At 71.1% G+C, this 22,606-nt stretch carries 24 protein-coding genes and 1 pseudogene; 15 read left to right on the top strand and 10 right to left on the bottom strand.

What is annotated here, in order from left to right; genetic code table 11:
• Window positions 1–71 precede the first annotated feature (71 nt).
• The 4 genes from ACH5A8_RS07625 (at window position 72) to ACH5A8_RS07640 (ending at window position 4,559) form a co-directional block, all read left to right on the top strand.
• Complete coding sequence (locus ACH5A8_RS07625) at window positions 72–1,616, top strand: hypothetical protein (RefSeq protein WP_398999036.1); 1,545 nt, start codon at window positions 72–74, stop codon at window positions 1,614–1,616.
• Window positions 1,617–1,655: 39 nt separating this feature from the next.
• On the top strand, window positions 1,656–2,399 hold the full coding sequence (locus tag ACH5A8_RS07630) for an NUDIX hydrolase (RefSeq protein WP_398999038.1): 744 nt from the start codon (window positions 1,656–1,658) through the stop codon (window positions 2,397–2,399).
• A 73-nt stretch (window positions 2,400–2,472) separates the two neighbouring features.
• On the top strand, window positions 2,473–3,738 hold the full coding sequence (locus ACH5A8_RS07635; protein WP_398999040.1) for a VWA domain-containing protein: 1,266 nt from the start codon (window positions 2,473–2,475) through the stop codon (window positions 3,736–3,738).
• Window positions 3,738–4,559 carry a hypothetical protein gene (locus tag ACH5A8_RS07640; protein ID WP_398999042.1) on the top strand — a complete coding sequence of 274 codons (822 nt, stop codon included), beginning with the start codon at window positions 3,738–3,740 and terminating at the stop codon, window positions 4,557–4,559. The genes ACH5A8_RS07635 and ACH5A8_RS07640 overlap by 1 nt, the downstream gene beginning before the upstream one ends.
• Before the next feature lie 55 nt (window positions 4,560–4,614).
• Here ACH5A8_RS07640 and ACH5A8_RS07645 read toward each other — a convergent pair whose 3' ends face one another.
• Window positions 4,615–5,241, bottom strand: a complete 627-nt coding sequence (locus ACH5A8_RS07645; RefSeq protein WP_398999044.1) for a winged helix-turn-helix transcriptional regulator — start codon at window positions 5,239–5,241, stop codon at window positions 4,615–4,617.
• Between the two features lie 81 nt (window positions 5,242–5,322).
• Here ACH5A8_RS07645 and ACH5A8_RS07650 point away from each other — a divergent pair, with 81 nt between their 5' ends.
• The 3 genes and pseudogenes from ACH5A8_RS07650 to ACH5A8_RS07660 all read left to right on the top strand — a co-directional run bounded on the left by ACH5A8_RS07650 (window position 5,323) and on the right by ACH5A8_RS07660 (window position 7,893).
• Window positions 5,323–6,531: a pyridoxal phosphate-dependent aminotransferase gene (locus ACH5A8_RS07650; RefSeq protein ID WP_398999046.1), complete on the top strand. Its 1,209-nt coding sequence runs from the start codon at window positions 5,323–5,325 to the stop codon at window positions 6,529–6,531.
• A gap of 214 nt (window positions 6,532–6,745) precedes the next feature.
• The gene (locus tag ACH5A8_RS07655; RefSeq protein ID WP_398999048.1) at window positions 6,746–7,102 is read left to right on the top strand and encodes a hypothetical protein; all 357 of its coding nucleotides are present in this window, start codon (window positions 6,746–6,748) and stop codon (window positions 7,100–7,102) included.
• Between the two features lie 220 nt (window positions 7,103–7,322).
• Window positions 7,323–7,893: pseudogene (locus ACH5A8_RS07660) on the top strand (hypothetical protein).
• Window positions 7,894–7,936: 43 nt separating this feature from the next.
• On the opposite strand, the gene ACH5A8_RS07665 reads toward ACH5A8_RS07660, so the two are convergent.
• The gene (locus ACH5A8_RS07665; protein ID WP_398999050.1) at window positions 7,937–8,401 is read right to left on the bottom strand and encodes an ATP-binding protein; all 465 of its coding nucleotides are present in this window, start codon (window positions 8,399–8,401) and stop codon (window positions 7,937–7,939) included.
• A gap of 197 nt (window positions 8,402–8,598) precedes the next feature.
• On the opposite strand from ACH5A8_RS07665, the gene ACH5A8_RS07670 reads away from it, so the two are divergent.
• From ACH5A8_RS07670 to ACH5A8_RS07690, 5 genes are all read left to right on the top strand, one after another.
• The gene (locus tag ACH5A8_RS07670) at window positions 8,599–9,420 is read left to right on the top strand and encodes a helix-turn-helix transcriptional regulator (protein WP_398999782.1); all 822 of its coding nucleotides are present in this window, start codon (window positions 8,599–8,601) and stop codon (window positions 9,418–9,420) included.
• Window positions 9,420–9,623, top strand: a complete 204-nt coding sequence (locus ACH5A8_RS07675) for a DUF397 domain-containing protein (protein WP_398999051.1) — start codon at window positions 9,420–9,422, stop codon at window positions 9,621–9,623. Before ACH5A8_RS07670 ends, ACH5A8_RS07675 begins: the two co-directional genes overlap by 1 nt.
• A gap of 99 nt (window positions 9,624–9,722) precedes the next feature.
• Window positions 9,723–10,340: a histidine phosphatase family protein gene (locus ACH5A8_RS07680; RefSeq protein WP_398999053.1), complete on the top strand. Its 618-nt coding sequence runs from the start codon at window positions 9,723–9,725 to the stop codon at window positions 10,338–10,340.
• Window positions 10,341–10,450: 110 nt separating this feature from the next.
• Entirely contained in the window at window positions 10,451–11,095 is a 645-nt protein-coding gene (locus ACH5A8_RS07685; protein WP_398999055.1) for a hypothetical protein, read from the top strand.
• Between the two features lie 56 nt (window positions 11,096–11,151).
• On the top strand, window positions 11,152–11,574 hold the full coding sequence (locus ACH5A8_RS07690) for an acyl-CoA thioesterase (protein ID WP_398999057.1): 423 nt from the start codon (window positions 11,152–11,154) through the stop codon (window positions 11,572–11,574).
• Between the two features lie 69 nt (window positions 11,575–11,643).
• Here ACH5A8_RS07690 and ACH5A8_RS07695 read toward each other — a convergent pair whose 3' ends face one another.
• From ACH5A8_RS07695 to ACH5A8_RS07730, 8 genes are all read right to left on the bottom strand, one after another.
• Entirely contained in the window at window positions 11,644–12,972 is a 1,329-nt protein-coding gene (locus ACH5A8_RS07695; RefSeq protein ID WP_398999784.1) for a nucleobase:cation symporter-2 family protein, read from the bottom strand.
• Window positions 12,973–13,293: 321 nt separating this feature from the next.
• Complete coding sequence (locus ACH5A8_RS07700; RefSeq protein ID WP_398999060.1) at window positions 13,294–14,679, bottom strand: 8-oxoguanine deaminase; 1,386 nt, start codon at window positions 14,677–14,679, stop codon at window positions 13,294–13,296.
• A 68-nt stretch (window positions 14,680–14,747) separates the two neighbouring features.
• Window positions 14,748–16,160, bottom strand: coding sequence for a nucleobase:cation symporter-2 family protein (locus ACH5A8_RS07705; protein ID WP_398999062.1), 1,413 nt, complete (start codon window positions 16,158–16,160; stop codon window positions 14,748–14,750).
• Window positions 16,161–16,224: 64 nt separating this feature from the next.
• Window positions 16,225–17,160, bottom strand: a complete 936-nt coding sequence (gene pucL / locus ACH5A8_RS07710) for a factor-independent urate hydroxylase (RefSeq protein WP_398999064.1) — start codon at window positions 17,158–17,160, stop codon at window positions 16,225–16,227.
• A 7-nt stretch (window positions 17,161–17,167) separates the two neighbouring features.
• Window positions 17,168–17,569 carry a hydroxyisourate hydrolase gene (gene uraH / locus ACH5A8_RS07715; protein WP_398999067.1) on the bottom strand — a complete coding sequence of 134 codons (402 nt, stop codon included), beginning with the start codon at window positions 17,567–17,569 and terminating at the stop codon, window positions 17,168–17,170.
• A gap of 32 nt (window positions 17,570–17,601) precedes the next feature.
• Entirely contained in the window at window positions 17,602–18,111 is a 510-nt protein-coding gene (gene uraD, locus ACH5A8_RS07720) for a 2-oxo-4-hydroxy-4-carboxy-5-ureidoimidazoline decarboxylase (RefSeq protein ID WP_398999069.1), read from the bottom strand.
• Window positions 18,112–18,278: 167 nt separating this feature from the next.
• Window positions 18,279–18,641: a helix-turn-helix domain-containing protein gene (locus ACH5A8_RS07725; protein ID WP_398999071.1), complete on the bottom strand. Its 363-nt coding sequence runs from the start codon at window positions 18,639–18,641 to the stop codon at window positions 18,279–18,281.
• Complete coding sequence (locus ACH5A8_RS07730; RefSeq protein ID WP_398999073.1) at window positions 18,638–18,889, bottom strand: hypothetical protein; 252 nt, start codon at window positions 18,887–18,889, stop codon at window positions 18,638–18,640. Before ACH5A8_RS07730 ends, ACH5A8_RS07725 begins: the two co-directional genes overlap by 4 nt.
• Window positions 18,890–19,058: 169 nt before the next feature.
• On the opposite strand from ACH5A8_RS07730, the gene ACH5A8_RS07735 reads away from it, so the two are divergent.
• The 3 genes from ACH5A8_RS07735 (at window position 19,059) to ACH5A8_RS07745 (ending at window position 22,519) form a co-directional block, all read left to right on the top strand.
• A complete protein-coding gene (locus tag ACH5A8_RS07735) occupies window positions 19,059–19,898 on the top strand; it encodes a TIM barrel protein (RefSeq protein WP_398999075.1) in 840 nt (279 codons plus the stop codon).
• A gap of 30 nt (window positions 19,899–19,928) precedes the next feature.
• Window positions 19,929–20,822 carry a 2-hydroxy-3-oxopropionate reductase gene (locus ACH5A8_RS07740; protein WP_398999077.1) on the top strand — a complete coding sequence of 298 codons (894 nt, stop codon included), beginning with the start codon at window positions 19,929–19,931 and terminating at the stop codon, window positions 20,820–20,822.
• A gap of 233 nt (window positions 20,823–21,055) precedes the next feature.
• Window positions 21,056–22,519: a catalase gene (locus ACH5A8_RS07745; protein WP_398999079.1), complete on the top strand. Its 1,464-nt coding sequence runs from the start codon at window positions 21,056–21,058 to the stop codon at window positions 22,517–22,519.
• Window positions 22,520–22,606 lie beyond the last annotated feature (87 nt).

Below are 22,606 nucleotides of genomic sequence, written 5' to 3' on the forward strand. Positions count from 1 at the left end.
TCGTCCCGCCCGCCCTTCCGGGAAGGTAACTGTGAGGGGTTGGCAGGTCCCGAGAGTCTCGAGAGCAGAAGATGACTGACGTCGACAGCAGTGACGGCCTGATGCGGCCGATCCGCCCCGAGCAGTTGGAGCCCGGGGCGGTGATCGCGCAGTCGCTGGACAACCAGTGGGTCCCGGGGCAGCTCACCAAGGAAATGGTCGAGCAGGGCCGGTCCCTGGACCAGGTCGGACCGCGGCGGATCCGCGAGGTGCGGGCGGAGTACTTCCGCAGCCTCATCAACGCGAGTCAGGTGGTGATCAACCGCGCCTACTTCTACAACAACGACGCGATCAACCGCGACCTCGTGCGGGAGGGTGAGGCGCGTGCGGCGCACCAGAGGCTCCTCGCCTCGGGAGCGATCGTCCCCTTCCTGCTCAACGAGCGGCATCCGGCCGAGGAGCCGCCCGCCTATCTCCACCCGCGGCGTGACGGGTTCGCGGCCTGGCAGGAGACGCTGGCGGGGATGCCGTCCACCGACCGGGTGCGCTGTGTGCGCATGTCCTGGGACGACACCCCGGGCGACCAGGAGAACAGGGAGCAGACCCGGATCCGGCTGTTCCAGCCGTTCGCGGAGAAGGTCCAGGGGCTGACGGCCAAGGACATCGACGTCCTCGCCGCCCAGGTCGGTGTGGACCGGCGGGACGCGGACCGGTTCGGGCGCCGTCTCGGCGAGGTCGTCGCCTTCAGCAACGACCTCAGCGTGCGCAGGCGGCCGGTGGTACGCAACACCCTCTACGAGGAGTTCGTCTCGGTGCCGGGGACGAACATTGCGGAGGGCAGATACGACCGGAACAAGCCCTTCGCCACGGAGATCAAGCAGCTTCTCGACCTGATCTACAACGTCAACCTGGCCGACGCGCTGGGCCGTTACCCTCTCACGCCCGTCGACAGCCTGCGTCGCGTGGTGCTCCAGGAGGCCCGCGAGGCCAGGGCCAGGGCCACGGCCGGCTTCGTCGAAGACCCGGAGCAGTTGCTGACCTTGTTGCGCCGACAGTCCTTCGCCACGGTCCAGGACCGTCTGACGCCGTCCGCGGTGGACGCGCTGACCCTCCAGGACATCTGGCGGTTACGGCAGACCTCCGCCTGGAACGAGTACATCCGGGCGTTCGGAGCGCTGACCGCCGCTCCCGGGGCCTTCCACGACTCGGTGGGGCGGGTCTTCGACCGCTACGTCCGGCTCAACACGGAGATCCTGAAGCTGTCCCGGGAGCGCGGGCGGGCGCGTCCGGCAGCGTGGCGACCGGTGGTCGAGGTCGTGGTCACCGTGGGGGCGGCCGTGTTCACGGCCGTCAGCGGCAACGACATCTGGGAGGTGGCGGGCTCGGTCCTGCCGCTCACGGTGAGCGGGTCGCTCACCGGATCGGTGCAGTTGGTACTGCGCAATCGGATCGCCGGGCGGCAGGAGCAGCGGTTCGCCCGCGAGATAGCCGCCGTACGACTGGCCGGTGAACGAGAGTGGTCGCAGTTCCACGATCTGGTGCGCCGGCTGCCCGGCTACCGGGACGCGACGGGCTCCGGCCCCACCGGTAGAGCGTCCACGACCACCCAGGACAACGAAGACCTGCCCGAGTACTGAAGGCCGGAGTACGCCCTTGCACAGCCTGCGAAGCATCCGATGAGCCGGTACGAGGCCCTGCGCCGGGCCGTTCCCGAGTGGTTCCGCGACGACCCCGGGGGGATCGAGATCCTGACGGATCCGGCGTGGGTCCGCAGGGCCCGGCGCCAGGCCGCCGCGGGCGGGCGGGAACGCCGGCAGGGCCGGGCCGGCGCCCTGTGGGCGGGGCTGAGGGCGGCCCTGCGGCCGGTGCCGACCGGTGTGGTCTCGGCCAACCGCCATCTGTGGTACCTGCGGGACGCCGTGCGCTTCCCCGACGGCCGACTGGGCCTGTACGACCGGATCATGCCGCCTCCGGGCGCCTCCCCCGGCGTCGTGGTGCTGCCGCTGCTCGGGCCCGAGGGGCTGGTCGTGCTGGTCGAGCACCACCGGCACGCCACCCGCGAGCGGCACTGGGAGGTGGTGCGCGGTTTCGGGGACCCCGGGGCCACGGACGAGGAGAACGTCACGCGGGAACTGCGGGAGGAGATCTCCGCGAGTCCGACGGCGGTGATCGCCCTCGGTGACCTCCACCCCGACACCGGCCTGCTGGCCCACAGGGTCCGGCTCTACGCGGCCCGGGTGGACGGCCTCGGCGATCCGGAGCGGGGCGAGGGGATCCGACGGATCGTCACGGTGACCGCGGCCGAGGCGGAGGAGATGGTGGCCGACGGGCGGATCAGCGACGGCTTCACCGTCGCGGCGCTGTACCGGGCGCGCCTCGCGGGTCTTCTGGGCAACGGGCCGAAGGGCGGCGCCACCTGACGGCGCCCCGGACGGCGCTCCGCGGCCACCTCTCGTTTTGAAGCCAGGCGGGTTTGGTCAATAGGATCCGCCGATGATCACAAGACAACGGCTGGCGGCAGGGGTCTGTGCTCTGCTCGCCGCCCTGACCGCCTCGATGGCCTTCCCCGCCGGCGCGGTCGCCGACGAGACGGACGGCCAGGCGGCGCCGAAGGTCGAACTCGTCCTGGACGTCAGCGGTTCCATGAGCGCGCGGGACATCGACGGCGGGACGCGGATGGCCGCGGCGAAGCAGGCGTTCAACGAGGTGCTCGACGCGACGCCCGAGGAGGTGCGGCTCGGCATCCGCACGCTGGGCGCCAACTACCGTGGCAACGACCGCAAGGAGGGCTGCAAGGACACCGCGCAGCTCTACCCGGTGGGCCCGCTGAACCGCACCGAGGCCAAGACGGCCGTCGCGACGCTGGCCCCGACCGGCTGGACGCCGATCGGGCCGGCGCTGCTGAAGGCGGCCACCGACCTGGAGGGCGGCGACGGCACCCGGCGGATCGTCCTGATCAGCGACGGCGAGGACACCTGCCAGCCGCTGGACCCGTGCGAGGTGGCCCGCGAGATAGCCGCCAAGGGCATCGGGCTGACCATCGACACGCTCGGCCTGGTCCCCGACGCCAAGACCCGTGACCAGCTCAGCTGCATCGCGGACGCCACCGGCGGCACCTACACCGACGTGCGGCACAAGGAGGAACTGAGCGACCGCGTCGGCCAGTTGGTCGACCGGGCCGCCGACCCGGTGGTGACCCCGGTGGCCACCTCGGGCGCCGCCGACTGCGTCAAGGCCCCCGAGCTCAAGTCCGGTCTCTACACCGACCGCGAGGAGTTCGGGCAGCAGCGCTGGTACCGGGTGGCCGTGAACCCCGGCCAGGAGCTGCGCGCCTCGGTGAGCGTCGCCGACGACCGCACGGTGAACCCGGACTACGGGGTGCTGCTGCGGGCGGTGACGGAGCACGGCCGGGAGATCGTGCGCGGCGAGGCGGCCGGCACCGGCCGTACGGACGTGATCTCGACGGGCCTGCGCTATCCGCGGCCCGACAGCGACGACGACAACGCGCCGGCCGAGACGGTCTGCCTCCAGGTCACCAACTCCTTCTCGGCCGCCGCCGGGGTCAAGACGACGCCGGGTCTGCCGCTGGAGCTGACCGTGGACGTGGTGGACGGTCCGGGCAAGGCGCACGACGTGGCGGCGTTCGGCCTGGGCCGCGGCTGGTGGCTGCTCGGACTGCTGGTGGTGATCGGCTTCCTGGCGGGTCTCGTCTGGGGCTGGCTGTCTCGCTGGCGGGTCGCGATCTGGAGGACGAACTGATGCGTTTCACACGTGTGTTGAGCACGGCACTGCTGGCGGTCGGGCTCGCCGCGGGTCCCGCGGCGGCCGACTCCTCGCCCTCCCCGAGCCCGTCCGGCGGCAGTGACGCGCCGACCCAGGCGGGTACGTCGTTCCGTACGGCCACCGAGATCGAGCAGGGGCAGCAGGCGACCGCCTCCGGCTCCACGGGCGACTACATGTACTGGTCGTTCCCGGCGGACGCGGACGAGCGGCCCACCGTGAAGGCGACGGTGAAGCTCTCCGACAAGCACACCGAGCAGACCTGGCAGCTCGACGTCTACGACGGTCTGCGCCGCCGCCAGTCCTGCCAGTACGGCGCGCAGACCCGCACCGCCGCGCAGGGCGCCGCCTCCGTGGAGCTGACCTGCGTGCTGCGCACGGTCCGCGCCTGGTCGGAGCCGTGGGCGAACGACCCGCTGCCCGGCACGTACTACGTCCGGCTCACGGTGGTCGGCCTCCAGGCGTCCGACCTGGGCCAGCCGGTGAGCGCCGAGGTGCGGGCCGACGCCAAGCACGTCGGCGGCCCGGCTGCGGTCGACGGCTCGCTGTCGCAGCCGCTGGTCCCCGGCATCGCCGTCAAGGCCGCCCAGAACGAGGATGATTCGGCCGACGGCGACGGCTCGAAGAAGCACGCCGTGCTCTCCAGCATCGAGCCGGACGGCGGCTGGTCCTCCAACTGGTGGTCCGACCGGTGGGTGTGGAGCGGGATCGGCGCCGTGCTGGCCGCGCTCGCGGGCATCGGCGGTTACGCGCTGACCCGGGGTTCGGGACGGCCGTCCCGGGTGCCGCCGGGCGTCTGACGACCCGTCACATTGCTCGCCGAGGGCCCGTCCTCCCCGGAGGACGGGCCCTGCGTCATCCCTCCCGCAGTTCCTTGGCGAGCGTGCCCTCGCCGCTCACGTCCACCCTCCCGTCGCGCACGGCATCCACGAGGGTCGCCTCGCCCCGGGCGACGGCCGCGCAGGTCGCGGAGTCGAACACCAGCCGGGCGTCGGGCTCGCCGGGCGCCGGCCCGTCCCCGTACACGGGACCGCCCCGCGCGCCGACCCGCAGATGGAACACCCCTTCCTCCAGGCGCACTTCGACGACGCCCTCCCCCTCCAGCGCCCGCAGCAGCGGCAGCGCGAACCAGTGGGCGCGCACCGCGTCGGTGGGCCGCGCCTCGCCCAGCTCGGCACGCCCCCACTCCCCCAGCGCCTGGAGCACGGGCAGCAACGCGTAACCCCGCTCGGTGAGTTCGTAGACGTACGCGGCGCCGGGCGGGGGCAGTCTGCGGCGGCCGGTCAGCCCGTCGCGCTCCATGTCCTTCAGCCGGGAGGCGAGAACGTCCGTGCTCACTCCGGGCAGATCGGCGTGCAGGTCCGTGTAGCGGCGGGGACCGGCCAGCAGTTCACGGACGATCAGCAGCGTCCAGCGGTCGCCGACGAGGTCGAGCGCGCGGGCCGCGGAGCAGTACTGGTCGTAGCTTCGGCGAGGTGACATGCGACGCAGTCTAGACATGTCGTTGGACTTTCCAAGCTCCTACTTGGTAAAACCAAGCAACACGAGTTCCTGGAGGGGCGCATGGAGTTCCGGCAGTCGAACAAGCTCAGCGAGGTCTGCTACGAGATCCGCGGCCCGGTGATCGAGCACGCCAACGCGCTGGAGGAGGCGGGCCACAGCGTCCTGCGGCTGAACACGGGCAACCCCGCGCTCTTCGGCTTCGAAGCGCCGCAGGAGATCGTCCAGGACATGATCCGGATGCTGCCCCAGGCGCACGGCTACACCGACTCCCGCGGTGTGCTCTCCGCCCGCCGGGCGGTGGCCCAGCGCTACCAGGACCGGGGCCTGGAGGTGGGCGTCGACGACGTCTTCCTCGGCAACGGCGTATCGGAGCTGGTGTCGATGGCGGTGCAGGCCCTGGTGGAGGACGGCGACGAGATCCTCATCCCGGCCCCCGACTTCCCGCTCTGGACGGCCGTGACGACGCTGGCCGGCGGCAAGGCGGTGCACTACCTGTGCGACGAACAGGCCGACTGGTACCCGGACCTGGACGACATGGCCTCGAAGATCACCGACCGCACCAAGGCGGTGCTGATCATCAACCCGAACAACCCCACCGGCGCGGTGTACCCCAAGGAGATCCTGGAGGGCATCCTCGACCTCGCCCGCCGCCACGGCCTGATGGTCTTCGCCGACGAGATCTACGACCAGATCCTCTACGACGACGCCGTGCACCACTCGACGGCCGCGCTCGCCCCGGACCTGGTCGTCCTCACCTTCTGCGGCCTGTCCAAGACCTACCGGGTGGCGGGCTTCCGCTCGGGCTGGCTGGTGGTGACCGGCCCGAAGCAGCACGCGCGCGACTACCTGGAGGGCCTGACCATGCTGGCCTCCATGCGCCTGTGCGCCAACGCGCCGGCCCAGTACGCCATCCAGGCCGCGCTGGGCGGCCGCCAGTCCATCAAGGAGCTGACCGCGCCCGGGGGCAGGCTGCACGAACAGCGCGACGTGGCCTGGCAGAAGCTGAACGAGATCCCCGGCGTCTCCTGCGTCAAGCCGAAGGGCGCGCTGTACGCGTTCGCCCGCCTGGACCCCGCGGTCCACAAGATCCACGACGACGAGAGGTTCGTCCTGGACCTCCTGCTGCGCGAGAAGATCCAGGTCGTCCAGGGCACCGGCTTCAACTGGCCCTCCCCCGACCACTTCCGCATCCTCACCCTCCCCCACGCGGACGTCCTGGACACGGCGATCAGCAGGATCGGGCGGTTCCTCGGGGGGTATCGGCAGTAGGGTGCCGAAGGTGAGGTGTTCGTTCGGACGTGCGAGGGGGCCCGCGTCCTCGAGGAACGCGGTCGGCGGCCTTCTCGTGATCGCGCTGGTGTGTTCGCTGGGCGCCTGTTCCTCGGCCCCGGCGAGGGACCCGTCCGGACGCGGGAACTCGGGTGCCGGGCGGCGGACGCCGTACTGGGTGGAGGGGACGACGCCGACACAGGTCGCCCGGCGCATGGACACGATGGTCCCGTCACAGGCAACGGACGTACGGGCGGCCTACCAGAAGGGGTTCCAGGACGACGGGCTGCTGCTCGCGTTCACGCTGCCCGAGGGGGACGCCGAGGCGTTCGTCCGAGGGCTGCGCCCCGACAGTCCTCTCTCACACCGCTCACGCCCCCTCGCCTCCGCCGGTGACGGCGAGCCCGCCGCTCCCTTCGCCCATCTCGGGCTGCCGGAGCCCGAAGCGCTCGCCGACGTCACCGAGGGGCCGGTCTGCACGCCCTGCGAGGACGACCTCAACTCGCTGACCATCGCCCTGCACCCCCTCGACGCACAGCACAGCCGGGTGTATCTCCGGGGAGTGGACTGAGGTCCTGGCGGCGGGCGCCCGCGATCACTTGCCGTACCCGCGAACCCCCTGCCCGAAGGGCCGGCCCGAACGACGACCGGGCCGTAAGCCCGTGGTCTGATGCTCGTCGCGCCCGTGCGCCCGAAGGCTGATGCCCGACGATCCGGTGGGCGGATGTGGCCCCGGACGTCGCCTGGCAGCCTCCAAGTGTTCCCTCTGGTCCGTCACTTGGAGCTACCTCATGCTCATCCACACGCCCTCTCCGGTCCCCGTGCACCCCACGACCGCCTCGCCCGTCCCCCCGTGGGCCCGGCGCGCGGCGGAAGCGACCTTATGGGCCTCCCTGCCGTCCGCCCTCTGGCGCCTCGCCGTGGTGGCCGGCGTCCCGGTCGGGCTCGCGCGGTCCGAGTACGACGCGATGCTCGTCCCTGGCTGGGGATACCTCGTCCTGCCCTTGCTCTGCGCCTTCCAGGAGGCACTGGCCTTCCTGACGCTCGGGCTGGTGAGGCCGTGGGGCGAGGTGTGGCCACGGTGGATCCCCGGCCTCGGCGGACGCCGCGTCCCCGTGCCGGCCGCCGTCGTCCCCGCGGCGCTGGGCGCACTCGCCTGCACGGTCTACGGTGTGCTGTTCACCTGGACGACGTTGCACGCCGACATGCAGATCACCCGCTGGGGAGAGTGGGTGATGAACATCTGCTACGTGCCGATGGTGGCCTGGGGACCGCTGCTAGGCCGTCGTCACGGTGCACTACTACCGACGCCGCACAAGCGGCGCGCCGCGCCTGGACCCGGTCTCCGCCATCGGCCGTTGAGACGTCGCTCGACGCCGTGGTCCAGGCGCCCGGGCCCCGGCGGTCAGTCGAGGAGGACCTCGCACCAGACCGTCTTCGTGTAGGGGTCCGCGCTCGTCACGCCCCAGTGCGTCGACAGCGCCTCGACCAGGAGCAGGCCCCGGCCCGACTCCGCGTCCGGAGACGCCTGCGGGAGGGTGCCCGGTGTGGGCGGCCGCTCGTCCGGCCTCGCATCCGCGACCTCGATGCGCAGCGCCGGGTCCGCCGCGTGGAGGGTGAGCGTCAGGCGGAAGTCCCGGCCCCGCACCCGGCCGTGCCGCACCGCGTTCGCGGTCAGTTCCGCGACCAGCAGGGCGACCGTCCCGTTCGCCTCGGTCTCGTACCCCCAGCCCCAGTCCGCCAGTTGCTGCGTCGCCAGGCGGCGGGCCAGTCGGGCGCCCCTCGGCGTGGCCGACAGGCGGATCGTGAAGCGGCCGGTGGAGGCCAAGGGGTCTGCGGTCCACCCGGGGGTGGAGATATCAGCGTTCACATCACTCAGAGCGGCCGGTCCTCACTACGCTGCCCAGCGACGACGTCGGTACGCAGCGTCACTGTCCGGGTGCTGTCGGGCGCTGTCCGGACCACGACGCGTTACGTCGCGTACCGGCGGGGAGTTGGGACCGGGCAACACACGGGAGGTGTCGGAGCGTGGGCGCGACGGAGCAACGGCCGCAGAGCGGCGACGGGATGGAAGCGGGCTGGGACGACGAGGAGTCGGCGGCGGTCCTCCGCACGGTCGGCAAGGTCATCAAGAAGTTCCGCGAACGCGCCGGGCTCACTCAGGCCGAGTTGGGCACGGCCATCGGCTACAGCGAGGAACAGGTGTCCTCCGTGGAACGGGCACGGCGGGCGCCCAAGGGGCAGTTCCTCCTTGATGCCGACAGGGCACTGGACGCGGGCGGCGTGATCACCGAGCTGAGGAAGGACGTGGAGGAGGCCCGGTACCCGAAGAAGGTGCGGGACTTGCGGAAGCTGGAGGACGAGGCGGTAGAGCTGTGCGCTTACGCCAATTCCGTCGTTCACGGCCTGTTGCAGACACCGGGCTACGCGAGAGCGCTGTATGGCGCGCGCCGTCCCGTCTTCACCGAGGATGAGTTGGAAGGGCTCGTCGCCGCACGTCTGGCACGGCAGGAGGTCTTCACCAGAAAGCCTGCGCCCGTCTTCGCCTTTGTCCTGGAGGAGGTGACGCTGCGCCGTCCCATCGGGGGCAGAATGGTGATGCGTGAGCAGCTCGAACGCTTGTTGGAGGTTGGTCGACAACGGAACGTGGAGCTCCAGGTGATGCCCACCGACCAGGAGGACCACGCCGGTCTCGCCGGGTCGTTCCAGTTGCTCCGACTCAAGGAAGGAGACACGGTGGCCCACAACGAGGTTCAACTCGTCAGCCGCCTCATCTCCCATCCGAAAGAGATCCAGGTCCTGGAGATCCGCTATGGCATCATCCGAGCCCAGGCCCTCACGCCCCGTAAATCGCTGGCCTTCATCGAAAAAGTGCTGGGAGAGACATGATGACCAACCCCTCGGCCGGGAACGATTCCGCGCTGGAGTGGTTCAAGAGCAGCTACAGCACGAACGACGGCCCGGAGTGCGTGGAGGTCGCCTACGCACCGCAGACCGTCCACGTCCGTGACTCCAAGACCGCCCAAGGCCCCCACCTGGCCTTCCCCCCGCAGGGCTGGGCCGCCTTCCTCCCCTACGTCGCCGAGTGCTGAACCTCACCCCCGCCCCGGCCGTATGGACCAGTCCGGTCTGCGGCCGGGGCGGGTACGTGTCAAGGTGTCCTCGGCAACGTCAGGGAAGGAACAGCGCACGTGGGTGACCTCTTTCTGGTCCGGCACGGGGAGACCGAGTGGTCGCGGTCCGGGCGGCACACCGGCTGCACGGACGTGCCGCTCACCGAGCACGGGCGCGAGGAGGCCCGGCGGCTGGTGCCGCTGATCCGCTCGCACCGGATCGGCGCGGCGTTCGTCAGCCCCTTGTCGCGGGCCCGGGAGACGGCCCAGCTGATCGGCGTCCACGACGCACGGATCGACCCGGATCTGCACGAGTGGGACTACGGCGGCTACGAGGGCGTCACCACGCCCCAGATCCAGCGCACGCGGCCCGGCTGGTTCCTGTTCACGGACGGGGTGACGCCGGGTCCGCCGGAGCATCCCGGGGAGAGCGTGGAGGAGGTCGGCGAGCGGGCCGACCGGATGCTGGCCAAGGTGGACGCCGCGTTCTGCAACACGGAGGGCGTCGTGCTGCTGGTGGCGCACGGCCACTTCCTGCGGGTGCTCACCGCGCGGCGGCTCGGTCTGCCGCCGTCGGCGGGCGCGCTGTTCCAGCTGGCGACGGGAACCGTGTGCCGGCTGAGCACGGAGCACGACCGGCCGGTGATCGCGGGCTGGAACCTCCGGCCGACCGCACCGGTCGAGACGTCCGGCTGACGGCCGGTCCACGGCTCGTTGTCAGACCCGGGTCGTAGCCTTCTGAGTGGGTCGGGAGAGCCTTTCCCGACCCACTCGTTCATGCTGCGGCCCTGGGGAGGGAGGACGCCGTGACACGACCGCCGACCGCCGCGCAGCGCCGGGTCATCGACGCGGCCGACCCGGTGACCGGGCGGCTGCGCGGGACCCCGGCGCAGCTCGCGGCGCTGGTGACGCGGGGACTCGCCTTCCGGCACCCGCGCCCGCCGCACGACCATTTCCTCACCCCCGCCGGGCACCGGATACGGGAGGCGGAGCCCGAGCCCGAGGGCACCGCCGTCACCGCCGTCACCGGGGAAGCGCCCGCTCCGACCGGGGTGTTCGCCGCCCGGGTCGGAGGGGAGGAGGAGCCGTACGAGGCGTCCTCGCGCCGTCGTGAGGTGCACAGCGCCTGGCAGGGCCTGGTGGAGCTGCGGCGGATGACCAATCCGGACGGTTCCGCGGAGCGTCCGTGCGGCTGGGAGCGTACGCATCTGGTGCGGGCCGCCGCGCTGGCCCTGGAGGCGGCCGGGTGCCGTCCCGCCGGGCCGGGCGGCGACGAAGGGTACCGGGTGCGGGCGACGGCGCAGCCGGAGGCGGTCGCCGTGTACGGCCCGGACGCCGAGGCGCTGCGGGCGTGCGCCGCCGCGCTGGAGCGGGCGGGCTGGCAGGCCGGGGAGTACACGGAGCCGCGGACCCGGGCCCGGTACCTGCTGGCGTCCCCGCGCCGGGTCTGACCGGCGTGCCAGGATCGGGGGGGTACGACAGGTGAGACGTGTGCGAAGGGGATGTTGTGAGCGAGCCGTTTTCCGTCCGGGTGAGCGTCCGGGGGTACGAGACCGACACGCAGGGCCATCTGAACCAGGCCGTGTACCTCAACTACGCCGAGCACGCCCGCTGGTCCATGCTCCAGGCGGCCGGGATCACCCAGGCCGGCCTGCTCGCCCGAGGCGTCGGGCCGGTGGCGCTGGAGACGACCATCCGCTTCCGGCGGGAGCTCCTGGCCGGTGACGAGGTCGACGTGACGTGCTCGTTCGAGTGGGGCGGCGGCAAGACGTTCCGCATCGAGCAGACGATCCGCAAGGCCGACGGCACGGTGGCGGCCGAGGTCACCGCGGTCGGCGGGCTGATGGACCTCAAGGCGCGCAAGCTGGTGCCTGCCCCGCGGGACCACTTCAAGGAACTCGCGGCGGATCCCGGGCTGTTCGAGCTGTAGACGGGCGCGGTGGCGGGGTACGGCCCGGTGGCGACCGGGCCGTACCCCGCCACTTCTCGACGTGTGACGTCAGTGCACGACCGCGATCTCCTCGCCCGCCTCCATCGGGTGGGTGACGTCCCGTTCCTCCTTGCGGGACCTGCCGAGGTGGTTGAAGACCAGGTTGAGGACGACGGCGGCGACGCAGCCGGTGGAGATGCCGGAGTCGAGGACGATCCGGGCGGTCTCCGGGAAGGCGTGGTAGAAGTCGGGGACGGTGATCGGGATGACGCCGACGGCGAGCGCCACGGCCACGATCAGGACGTTGTTGTCCTTGTCGAGGCCGGCCCGGGCCAGGGTCTGGATGCCGCTGGCGGCCACCGAGCCGAACAGCACCACGCCGGCGCCGCCGAGCACCGGGCGCGGGACGACGGCGATCAGCGAGGCGGCCATCGGGCACAGGCCCATCAGGACCAGGAAGCCGCCGCCGAAGGCGACCACGAAGCGGCTGCGGATGCGGGTCATCGCCACCAGGCCGATGTTCTGGGCGAAGGCGCTGCACATGAAGCCGTTGAACAGGGGGCTGAGGGCGGAGCCGAGGGTGTCGGCGCGCAGGCCCGCCTTGATGGTCTCCTCGTTCGAGGGGCGTTCGACGACCTCGCCGAGGGCCAGCATGTCGGCGGTGGACTCGGTCATGGAGACGACCATCACCACGCACATCGACACGATCGCCGCGATCTGGAACTGGGGCGCGCCGAAGTGGAAGGGGGTGGGGAAGCCGACGACGTCGGCGTCGGCGACCGGGCCGAAGTCGGTGACGCCGAAGGGTATCGCGATGACCGTGCCCGCGATCAGGCCGAGCAGGACGGCGATCTGCTTGACGAAGCCCCGGGTGAAGCGGCGCAGCAGCAGCACGATGACGAGGGTGATGCCGGCCAGGGTGAGGTATTTCGCGGAGCCGTAGTCGTGTGCGGCCGGGTTCGGGCCCTGGGCCCAGCCGAAGGCGACGGGCAGCAGGGAGACGCCTATGAGGGTGATGACGCTGCCGGTGACGACGGGCGGGAAGAAGCGGACGGCCTTGCAGAAGACGGGGGCGGCCAGGAAGCCGAGGAGCCCGGCGACGATGACCGCGCCGAAGATGATCGGCAGGGCGTCGGACTTGTCCTTGGTGGAGGCGACGATCGCGGTCATCGGGGCGACGCCGGCGAAGGTGACGCCGTTGACGAAGGGCAGCCGGGCGCCGATCTTCCAGATGCCGAGGGTCTGCAGGAAGGTGGCGAGACCGGCCGTGAACAGGCAGGCCCCGGTGAGGAAGGTCAGTTCGGTGCCGGACAGGCCGACGGCCGCGCCGACGATCAGGGGCGGGGCGACCACTCCCGCGTACATGGCGGCCACGTGCTGCAGGCCGCTGGTCGCCATTTTGAGCGGGGGGAGTTTCTCGTCGACGGGGTGGGTGGACTCGGCTGGCTGTCGTGCCTCATCGCGGGACGCGGGGTGAGTGGCCACGGCTGCTCCTCCGGTCGGTTAACACGTCTGCTGACGTGGGTGTCTTGGAGGTGGTGCGTGTGGTCGTGCGGGACCGGGGGCGGGTCCTTGGGGAACCCTCGGGGGGGTGGCGAACGGACACCGTCCCGGGGCGCGCGCGTCCACGCGCGCCCCGGAGCCGGCCGCCGCGGGCCCCGCTCGGGTCCACGGCTACCGGTCGGGGGCCGTCCCCCCCGACCGGAGTTCTTCGTCGGATCAGCGCTGGGCGGCGATCCGGGCCAGGCGCTGCGCCTCCGCGCGGGTGGCGTGGGCGATGGCGTCCTCGTCGGCGTGCAGCAGGCGGCCGTTCTCCACGATCTGCCGGCCGTCGACGAAGGAGGCCGTGACCGGGGCCGCCGCGCCGAAGACGAGTGCGGTCACCGGGTCGGTGATGGAGGCGTGGGCGAGGGTGTCCATCTTCCACAGCACCAGGTCGGCGAGCTTGCCGGCCTCCAGCGAGCCGGTCTGCTCGGCCCGGCCGAGGACCTGGGCTCCGCCGTGGGTGCCCAGGCGCAGCGCCTGACGGGCGTTCAGGGCGGCCTCGCGGTGCGCGCCGAGACGGTTGATCAGCAGGGCGTTGCGCAGTTCGGTGTGGAGTTCACCGGACTCGTTGGAGGCGGTGCCGTCGACGCCGAGGCCGACCGGGACGCCGGCCGCCAGCATGTCGGGGACCCGGGCGATGCCGGCCGCCAGGCGGGCGTTGGAGGAGGGGCAGTGGGCCACGCCGGTCTTCGTGCGGGCGAAGGCGGCGATGTCGCTGTCGTTCATGTGGACGCAGTGCGCCATCCACACGTCCTCGCCGAGCCAGCCCGTCGACTCGAAGTAGTCGGTGGGGCCCATGCCGAACAGCTCGTGGCAGAACTTCTCCTCCTCGACCGTCTCCGAGCCGTGGGTGTGCAGCCGTACGCCGAGCCGGCGGGCCAGCTCCGCGCCCTCGCGCATCAGTTCGGTGGAGACGGAGAACGGGGAGCAGGGGGCGACGGCGACCTGGGTCATGGCGTCGAAGGAGGCGTCGTGGTGCTTCTTGACGGTCTCCTCGGTGGCGGCGAGCGCACCCTCCAGCGTCTCGACGGCGAAGTCCGGCGGCAGGCCGCCGTCCTTCTCGCTGCGGTCCATCGACCCGCGGGCCAGGGTGAAGCGGACGCCCATCTCGCGGGCGGCGCGGATGACGGCGCCGGACAGGTCGCCGGAGCCGCGCGGGAAGACGTAGTGGTGGTCCATGGCGGTGGTGACGCCGCCGCGGGCCATCATCGCCAGCGAGCCCTGGGCCGCGGCGTACACCATCTCCTCGTCGATGCGCGCCCAGGTGGGGTAGAGCGCGACGAGCCAGTCGAACAGGTTGTGGTCGGTGGCCAGGCCCCGGGTGATCCACTGGTAGAAGTGGTGGTGGGTGTTGATCAGACCGGGCGTGACCAGGTGGCCGCTCGCGTCGATCCGGCGGACCATGTTCTCCAGGTTCTCCGGGGCTCGGCCGGCGCCGACCGACTCGATCCTGTTGCCGGCGATGACGAGGTGGCCGTGGGCGTACTCGGTGTCGTTCGCGTCGACGGTCGCGATCGAACAGTTCTCGATGACGATGCGCTGGGCTGCCGATGGTGCCATTGCGCTTCCTTGTCTTTCAGTGGCGGCCCGTGGACGGGGGTCGTCCACGGGGAGGGCACGGCAGGACCCTAGGAGGATTTGAGTGCCGGAGCCGCGGTGCCGCTCCGGGTGCCGAGATGGTGGAAGAAGAGGTTGAGCAGGACCGCGACGATCGCGCCGGCGCTGATGCCGGAGCCGAGGACGGTCTGCGCCCAGGCCGGGAACTCGGCGTAGAAGGTCGGGGCGGCCAGCGGGATGATGCCCGCGCCGAGCGCCACGGCCACCAGGATGATGTTGGAGCTGTCGTCGAGCCCGGCCTCGGAGAGGGTGCGGATGCCGCTGACGGCGATCGAGCCGAAGAGCACGATGCCCGCGCCGCCGAGGACCGGCATGGGGACCAGGGAGACGACCGCGCCGAGCACCGGGAAGGCGCCGAGGACGAGCAGGGCGCCGCCGGCGACGGCGACGACGTAGCGGCTGCGCACCCGGGTCAGGGAGACGACGCCGACGTTCTGGGCGAAGGCGGAGGTGGGGAAGCCGCCGAAGACGGGGCCGAGCAGGGTCGCGATGCCGTCGGTGCGCAGGCCGCGGGTGATGGTGCGGGCGTCCGCGCGGCGGTCGCAGATCTCGCCGAGGGCGAGCATGCCGGCGCTGGACTCGGTCATCAGCACCAGCATCACGATGCACAGCGACAGCACAGCCGCGGGCTGGAAGACGGGGGCGCCGAAGGCGAACGGGGTGGGCAGCGCGGCCACCGGCGCGGACTCGATGCCGCTGAAGTCGGCCATGCCGAACGGGATCGCGGCCAAGGTGCCGATCAACAGGCCGAAGAGCAGGGCGACTTGTTTGACGAAGCCCTTGCCGAAGCGCTGGATCAGCAGGATGACGACGAGGGTGAAGGCGGCGAGCGCGAGGTTCCTCATGGAGCCGAAGTCGGCGGTGGTCTTGTCGCCGCCCTGCGCCCAACCGACGGGCACGGGCATCAGGGTGACGCCGATGAGCGTGATGACCACGCCGGTGACCAGCGGCGGGAAGAACCTGAGCAGCCGTCCGAAGAACGGGCCGATGGCGAGACAGAAGACGCCGGCGACCATCACCGCGCCGTAGATGGCGGGGAGTTGGTGGCCCCTGGGGTTGGTCTCGGCGATGGCGAGGATGGGTGCGATGCCGGCCGAGGAGGCGGCGTTCACGAAGGGCAGGCGGTTGCCGACCAGGCCCTTGACGCCGATGGTCTGCAGGATGGTCGCGACGCCGGCGATGAGCAGCGAGGCGGCGATCAGCCGGGTGCGGGCCGCGATGTCGAGTCCGCAGGCCTGGCCGATGATGAGCGGAGGAGTGACGACGCCTGCGTACATGGCGGCGATGTGCTGGAGCGCGGCGGGGACGAGCCGCGAGGGGTGGAGCTTCTCGTCCACCGGGTGCACGGACGTGACGGCGTCCTCGATGTGCTCCGGCGGGGTGGAACAGGAGCCTTTCGCCGGCTCCGTTGCAGGCTGTGCCATGGTGTTCCCTCCGGTGTGGCGCGCCACCGGCCCAGGTGCCCGGACCGGTGGCGCGCGTCCCGCGTCAGAGGTTGGTCATGTCGACCGGGATGAGCTGCTCGGCGCCGTCGCGCAGGATGGTGGCCTCGATCAGGCCGTAGGGGCGGTCGGCGGCGTAGTACACGGCGCCGTCCTTGGCGTCGTTGTCGATCCCGAACGGCGACAGGTCCGAGCGGAAGTGGTGCTTGTTGGGCATCGAGAAGCGGATCTCCTCGACCTCGTCGCGCGAGTTCAGCACCCGCACACCCATCTCGAAGAGGGTCTGCTGGAGCGAGTACGAGTAGGTCTCGGCGAACGCCTGGAGCGCGTGCTTGCGCACCCCGTTGTAGGAACGGTCCCAGTCGGGGGCGTGCGAGTCGATGCCGTCCCAGTTGTGCCGCCACCAGGTGGCGACGGTGGTGGCGAGGATGCGGTCGTGGTCCTCCTGGAGGGTGGTGTACTTGTCCTTGAGGAAGCCGAAGAACTCGGAGTTGGTCGAGTTCAGGACGGTCAGGTCCTTGAAGCCGGAGAGCACCTGGATGCCGTGGCCGTCGTAGGTGATCTGCGCGACGCGGGTCTCCTGGCCCTTGCGGACGAAGGAGTGGGCGATCTCGTCGGCGCCGACGAAGCGGGCGCCGCCCTGCGAGGTCTCGATCCGCTCCCAGGAGTACTCCTCGATGCGGATGCGGGCCCGGTGGATGGGCTCGTTGTTGTCGACGAAGTGGCGGGCGAGCTTGACGCCGAGGTCCTCGGCGCTCTCGATCCCGTGCTCCTTGGCGAAGGCGAACACCGTGTTCTTGGTGGTGTCGGTCGGCAGGACGTTGGCGTTGGAACCGCTGCGGTGGACGTCCTCCATGTCGCCGGAGAGGGCGACGGAGACGTTCAGGTCCTTGATGTGGTGCGTGTCGCCGTCACGCGTGATCTTGACTACGCGGTTCTCTGCCTTGCCGTACTGGTTCTGTCCCAGGACGAAGCGGGTCATGTGTCGGTCAGCTCCCTCGGTAAACGGAGTAGCCGAACGGGTTGAGCAGCAGCGGAACGTGGTAGTGCTCACCGGGCACCACCGCGAAGGTGATGGTGACCTCGGGGAAGAACACCGGCCGGCCGTTCTCGCTGTCCCGGAGCGCGGGGGCGTCCTGCTGGGCCGCGGCTTGTTTCTTGGCGAAGTACGGCTCGGTCTCGAAGTCGAGCCGTACGTGGGTGGTGCCCTCCGGCAGGGCCGGAAGATCCTTGCACCGCCCGTCCGCGTCGGTCGCGGATCCGCCGAGCGCCCGCCAGTCGGCGCTCGGCCCGGAGCGGGCGGAGAGCTGGACGGCGACACTTTCGGCGGGGCGGCCGACGCTGGTGTCCAGGATGTGCGTGGACACGGAGGCGGTGGTCTCGGTGCTCATGGTTTCCTCTTCGGGCGTCGTCGAGCAGGTGCTCAGGCGGCTTCGAGCAGGCGCGCGAGCCGGATACGGTTGATCTTTCCCAGCTCGGTGCGGACGATCTCCCGCTCCTGCTCGGGCGAGTTGCCGATCCGTTCCTCGACCGCGTCCCGCATCTGCTCGCCGGTCCGGCCGGTGGCGCAGATGAGGAAGACGTGACCGAACTTCTCCTGGTAGGCCAGGTTCAGTTCGAGCATCCGCGCCTTCAGGTCGTCCGACGCCCCGGCCATGCCGCTCTGTTCGCGGGCCGAGGTCGGGTCGCCGGGCTTGGGACGGCCGATCGGGGGGTGGCCGGCCATCGCCTCCTCCAGGTCCGCCGTGGTCAGCTCGGCCATGGCGGCGTCACTGGCGGCGAAGAGGTCCTCGTCGGCGGCGTAGGGGCGGGCGGCGAGCAGCCGGTCCGCCCACGCCGTGGAGGCGCACGCCTCCAGGAGCGCGGCGCGGGCCGCGGCATCCGGGGAAGCGTTGAAGCGGGCGAGGCCCGACGGCGTGGAACTCGTAGTCACGGGAGCCTCCGTGGCCGCGAACGGCCTGTGTGCTGAACGGGCTGCGGATAGCTAACGCCCTCCGAAACATCACGTCAACACTTTGTTGAAAATTCCGGGTAAACCCCGGTGACGGGCCGCTGACGCCGCGGCAACGGCCCTGTCACGCTCCTCCCGGTCGGGGCCGTTCAGACTTCCTTTTCCCGGTTGAGGTAGTTGTAGACGGTGAAGCGGCTGACGCCCAGGGCGCTCGCGACCGTCTCCACCCCGTGTCTGACCGAGAAGGCGCCGCGCGCCTCCAGGACCCGCACGACCTCCTGTTTGGCCCTGCGGTCCAGGTCCGCGAGCGGCATGCCCTTGCGGCGCTCCATGGCGGCCAGGATGTGGTCCAGGGAGTCGGCGAGCTGCGGCAGGCGCACGGCGACCGCGTCCACGCCCTCCCAGGCGAGCACGACGTCGTCGAGCCCGGCCTCGTCGGGCGGCAGCAGTTCGCCGCCGATCGCGTCGACCAGCGGCTTCACTGCCGCGATGAACGGCTCCTGCCCGGTCATCTATCACCCTCCCCGATCACGTTGACCTGGAGCGAGATACGGGTGGCGCCGGCCTTCAGGCTCCTGCGCAGCAGGGCGTCCACGGCGGTCAGGACCTCGTCGGCGCCTCCTTCCGCGGTGTTGCCGAACGGCCCGACGTCCACGGCGTCCAGCTCCGCCGCCTCGACGACCTCGCGCGCCACCACCGCGTGGGCGGGGGCCTCGTCCAGGTCGAAGGGTTCGGTCGTGAACTCCACTCTCAATCGCACGCGCTCAACCTAACGCGCGGGAGCCGCTTCCGGACCGTCCCCGGCAGGCCGGGGGCCCGCCGGCCGGACGGCCCCCTTGACAAGCCCTGCCTCTCGACGGCAGTCTTCCATTAAGCAGAAACGAACTTCCGCAATATGGAATAGCGATACGGAAGGGAGCGCGGCCCCGATGGGATTCGCAGACCAGCGCTTCAACGTCAACCTGTCGATCCTCTTCACGGAACTCCCGCTCCTGGAGCGTCCCGCGGCCGCCGCCGCGGCCGGCTTCACCGCGGTCGAGCTGTGGTGGCCCTGGATCGACACCCCCACCCCCGAGCGGTCCGAGCTCGACGCCCTGAAGAAGGCGATCGAGGACGCGGGCGTCCGGCTGACGGGGCTGAACTTCTACGCCGGACGGCTCCCCGGCCCCGACCGCGGCGCCCTGTCGGTCCCGGGCGAGGAGTCGGAGCGGTTCCGCGCCAACATCGACGTGGCCGTCGACTTCGCCGACTCCCTGGGCTGCAAGGCGCTCAACGCCCTGTACGGCAACCGCGTCGAGGGCGTGGACCCCGCCGAACAGGACGCGCTCGCCCTGGAGAACCTGGTCCTGGCGGCCCGCGCGGCCGACCGGATCGGCGCGATCGTCCTGATCGAGGCGCTGAACAAGCCCGAGTCGCCGCTGTGCCCGCTGGTCAGCGCGCCGGCCGCCGTCGAGGTCGTCGACAAGGTGAACGAGGCGACCGGCCTCGGCAACGCCAAGTTCCTGATGGACCTGTACCACCTGTCGATGAACGGCGAGGACCTGCCGGCGGTGATCGAGCGGTACGCCGCCAGGACCGGCCATGTGCAGATCGCGGACAACCCCGGCCGCGGCGCCCCCGGCACCGGCTCCCTCCCCCTGGAGGAGCTGCTCGACCAGCTGAAGAAGGCCGGTTACGAGGGCTGGGTCGGCCTGGAGTACAAGCCGGGCGACCGGCCGAGCGCCGAGGCCTTCGACTGGCTGCCCCGCGAGGCCCGCGCCGCCCGCTGATCACCACCCAGTACTGAGAGGCACCCTCACATGAGCAACAACCTTCCCTCGATCGCCTGGATCGGCCTCGGCATCATGGGCTCCCCCATGTCCGAGAACCTCCTCAAGGCGGGTTACCAGGTCACCGGCTTCACGCTGGAGCGGGAGAAGCTGGACCGGCTGGCCGCCGCCGGCGGCACCGCGGCCGGCTCGATCGCCGAGGCCGTCAAGGACGCCGATGTGATCATCACGATGGTGCCCGCCTCCCCGCAGGTCGAGGCGATCGCCTACGGTGCGGACGGCATCCTGGAGAACGCGAAGTCCGGCGCGCTGCTGATCGACATGTCCTCGATCACCCCGCAGACCTCGGTCGACCTGGCCGCCAAGGCCAAGGAGAAGGGCATCCGCGTCCTGGACGCCCCCGTCTCCGGCGGCGAGGCCGGCGCCATCGAGGCGGTGCTGTCCATCATGGTCGGCGGCGAGCAGGCCGACTTCGACGAGGCCGAGCCGATCTTCGAGGCCCTCGGCAAGACCATCGTGCTGTGCGGTCCGCACGGCTCGGGCCAGACCGTGAAGGCCGCCAACCAGCTCATCGTCGCGGTGAACATCCAGGCGTGCGCCGAGGCCGTGGTCTTCCTGGAGAAGTCCGGCGTGGACCTCGCCGCGGCCCTGGACGTCCTGGGCGGAGGCCTCGCCGGCTCCACGGTGCTGGCCCGCAAGAAGGACAACTTCCTGAACCGGGACTTCAAGCCGGGCTTCCGCATCGACCTGCACCACAAGGACATGGGCATCGTCACCGACGCCGCCCGCAACGTCGGCGCCGCCCTGCCGGTCGGCGCCGTGGTCGCCCAGCTGGTCGCCTCGCTGCGCGCCCAGGGCGACGGCGGCCTGGACCACTCGGCCCTGCTGCGGGCCGTGGAGCGCCTCTCCGGCGCCCAGGTCTGACCGACCGGGCTCCCCGGGCCGGCCGGCACCACGAGGCCGGCCGGCCCCCACGACTCCGGGTGGCGCCGCCGCTGACACCTGTCCTGTCGCGCCCAGGCGGCGGCGTCCCCCGGGACCACTTCCCGGTGACCGGTCCATGAACTTCAACAAACTGTTGACGTTCCGATCGCCCCAAAACTAGGCTCCACAAAGCGGAAACAAGTTTCCGCTGCCCCTCGTACGGAAGGTCTTCGATGTCGAAGCGCGTGCTCACGACAGAGTCCGGCGCCCCGGTCGCCGACAACCAGAACTCCGCTTCCGCCGGCATCGGCGGCCCGCTCCTCCTGCAGGACCAGCACCTCCTGGAGAAGCTGGCTCGCTTCAACCGCGAGCGCATCCCGGAGCGTGTGGTGCACGCCCGCGGTTCCGGCGCCTACGGCCACTTCGAGGTGACCGACGACGTCACCGGCTTCACCTACGCCGACTTCCTCGGCACGGTCGGCAAGCGCACCGAGGTGTTCGTGCGCTTCTCCACCGTGGCCGACTCCCTCGGCGGCGCCGACGCGGTGCGTGACCCGCGCGGCTTCGCGGTGAAGTTCTACACCGAGGAGGGCAACTACGACCTCGTCGGCAACAACACCCCGGTGTTCTTCATCAAGGACCCGATCAAGTTCCCCGACTTCATCCACTCGCAGAAGCGCGACCCGTTCACCGGCCGCCAGGAGCCGGACAACGTCTTCGACTTCTGGGCCCACGCCCCCGAGGCCACCCACCAGGTGACGTGGCTGATGGGCGACCGCGGCATCCCGGCGTCGTACCGCCACATGGACGGCTTCGGCTCGCACACCTACCAGTGGACGAACGAGGCGGGCGAGGCCTTCTTCGTCAAGTACCACTTCAAGACCGACCAGGGCATCCGCTGCCTGACCGGCGAGCAGGCCGCCGAGCTGGCGGGCAAGGACCCCAACTCGCACCAGACCGACCTGCTCCAGGCGATCGAGCGCGGAGTGCACCCGTCCTGGACCCTGTACGTCCAGATCATGCCGGCGGCCGAGGCGGCGCACTACCGCTTCAACCCGTTCGACCTGACCAAGGTGTGGCCGCACGCGGACTACCCGCTGCGGCGCGTGGGCCGCCTGGTGCTGGACCGCAACCCGGACAACGTGTTCGCCGAGGTCGAGCAGGCCGCGTTCTCCCCGAACAACTTCGTGCCGGGCATCGGCCCCTCGCCGGACAAGATGCTCCAGGGCCGGCTGTTCGCCTACGCCGACGCCCACCGCTACCGCCTGGGCGTCAACCACACCCAGCTCGCGGTGAACGCGCCCAAGGCCGTGCCCGGCGGCGCCGCCAACTACGGCCGCGACGGCCTGATGGCGTCCAACTCCCAGGGCCGGTACGCCAAGAACTACGAGCCGAACTCCTACGACGGCCCCGTGGAGACCGGACGCCCGCTGTTCGCCCCGCTGGCGGTCGACGGCCACACCGGCACCCACGAGGCCCCGCTGCACACCAAGGACGACGACTTCTACCAGGCGGGCGAGCTGTACCGCCTCATGTCCGAGGACGAGAAGAAGCGTCTGGTCGCGAACATCGCGGGCGGTCTGTCCCAGGTCTCCCGCAACGACGTGATCGAGAAGAACCTCGCGCACTTCCACGCCGCCGACCCGGACTACGGCAAGCGCGTGGAGGCGGCCGTCCGCGCCCTGCGCGAGGACTGATCCACAAGCCGCGTCCGGAGTCCCGACGGGGAGGTCGGGACCCGGACGCGTAACGCCCCGCGCGGGCGTCGGGCGACCCGGATGAGG

It is taken from the genome of Streptomyces sp. NPDC018610 (genome assembly GCF_044391765.1).
Taxonomy (GTDB): Bacteria; Actinomycetota; Actinomycetes; order Streptomycetales; family Streptomycetaceae; genus Streptomyces.

Excerpts from the sequence above, each read along its gene's own strand:
- ACH5A8_RS07625 (WP_398999036.1), top strand. The coding sequence starts at position 72 with ATGACTGACGTCGACAGCAGTGACGGCCTGATGCGGCCGATCCGCCCC.
- ACH5A8_RS07630 (WP_398999038.1), top strand. The coding sequence starts at position 1,656 with ATGAGCCGGTACGAGGCCCTGCGCCGGGCCGTTCCCGAGTGGTTCCGC.
- ACH5A8_RS07635 (WP_398999040.1), top strand. The coding sequence starts at position 2,473 with ATGATCACAAGACAACGGCTGGCGGCAGGGGTCTGTGCTCTGCTCGCC.
- ACH5A8_RS07640 (WP_398999042.1), top strand. The coding sequence starts at position 3,738 with ATGCGTTTCACACGTGTGTTGAGCACGGCACTGCTGGCGGTCGGGCTC.
- ACH5A8_RS07645 (WP_398999044.1), bottom strand. The coding sequence starts at position 5,241 with ATGTCACCTCGCCGAAGCTACGACCAGTACTGCTCCGCGGCCCGCGCG.
- ACH5A8_RS07650 (WP_398999046.1), top strand. The coding sequence starts at position 5,323 with ATGGAGTTCCGGCAGTCGAACAAGCTCAGCGAGGTCTGCTACGAGATC.
- ACH5A8_RS07655 (WP_398999048.1), top strand. The coding sequence starts at position 6,746 with ATGGACACGATGGTCCCGTCACAGGCAACGGACGTACGGGCGGCCTAC.
- ACH5A8_RS07670 (WP_398999782.1), top strand. The coding sequence starts at position 8,599 with ATGGAAGCGGGCTGGGACGACGAGGAGTCGGCGGCGGTCCTCCGCACG.
- ACH5A8_RS07675 (WP_398999051.1), top strand. The coding sequence starts at position 9,420 with ATGACCAACCCCTCGGCCGGGAACGATTCCGCGCTGGAGTGGTTCAAG.
- ACH5A8_RS07695 (WP_398999784.1), bottom strand. The coding sequence starts at position 12,972 with ATGGCGACCAGCGGCCTGCAGCACGTGGCCGCCATGTACGCGGGAGTG.
- ACH5A8_RS07700 (WP_398999060.1), bottom strand. The coding sequence starts at position 14,679 with ATGGCACCATCGGCAGCCCAGCGCATCGTCATCGAGAACTGTTCGATC.
- ACH5A8_RS07705 (WP_398999062.1), bottom strand. The coding sequence starts at position 16,160 with ATGGCACAGCCTGCAACGGAGCCGGCGAAAGGCTCCTGTTCCACCCCG.
- pucL (WP_398999064.1), bottom strand. The coding sequence starts at position 17,160 with ATGACCCGCTTCGTCCTGGGACAGAACCAGTACGGCAAGGCAGAGAAC.
- uraH (WP_398999067.1), bottom strand. The coding sequence starts at position 17,569 with ATGAGCACCGAGACCACCGCCTCCGTGTCCACGCACATCCTGGACACC.
- ACH5A8_RS07725 (WP_398999071.1), bottom strand. The coding sequence starts at position 18,641 with ATGACCGGGCAGGAGCCGTTCATCGCGGCAGTGAAGCCGCTGGTCGAC.
- ACH5A8_RS07735 (WP_398999075.1), top strand. The coding sequence starts at position 19,059 with ATGGGATTCGCAGACCAGCGCTTCAACGTCAACCTGTCGATCCTCTTC.
- ACH5A8_RS07740 (WP_398999077.1), top strand. The coding sequence starts at position 19,929 with ATGAGCAACAACCTTCCCTCGATCGCCTGGATCGGCCTCGGCATCATG.
- ACH5A8_RS07745 (WP_398999079.1), top strand. The coding sequence starts at position 21,056 with ATGTCGAAGCGCGTGCTCACGACAGAGTCCGGCGCCCCGGTCGCCGAC.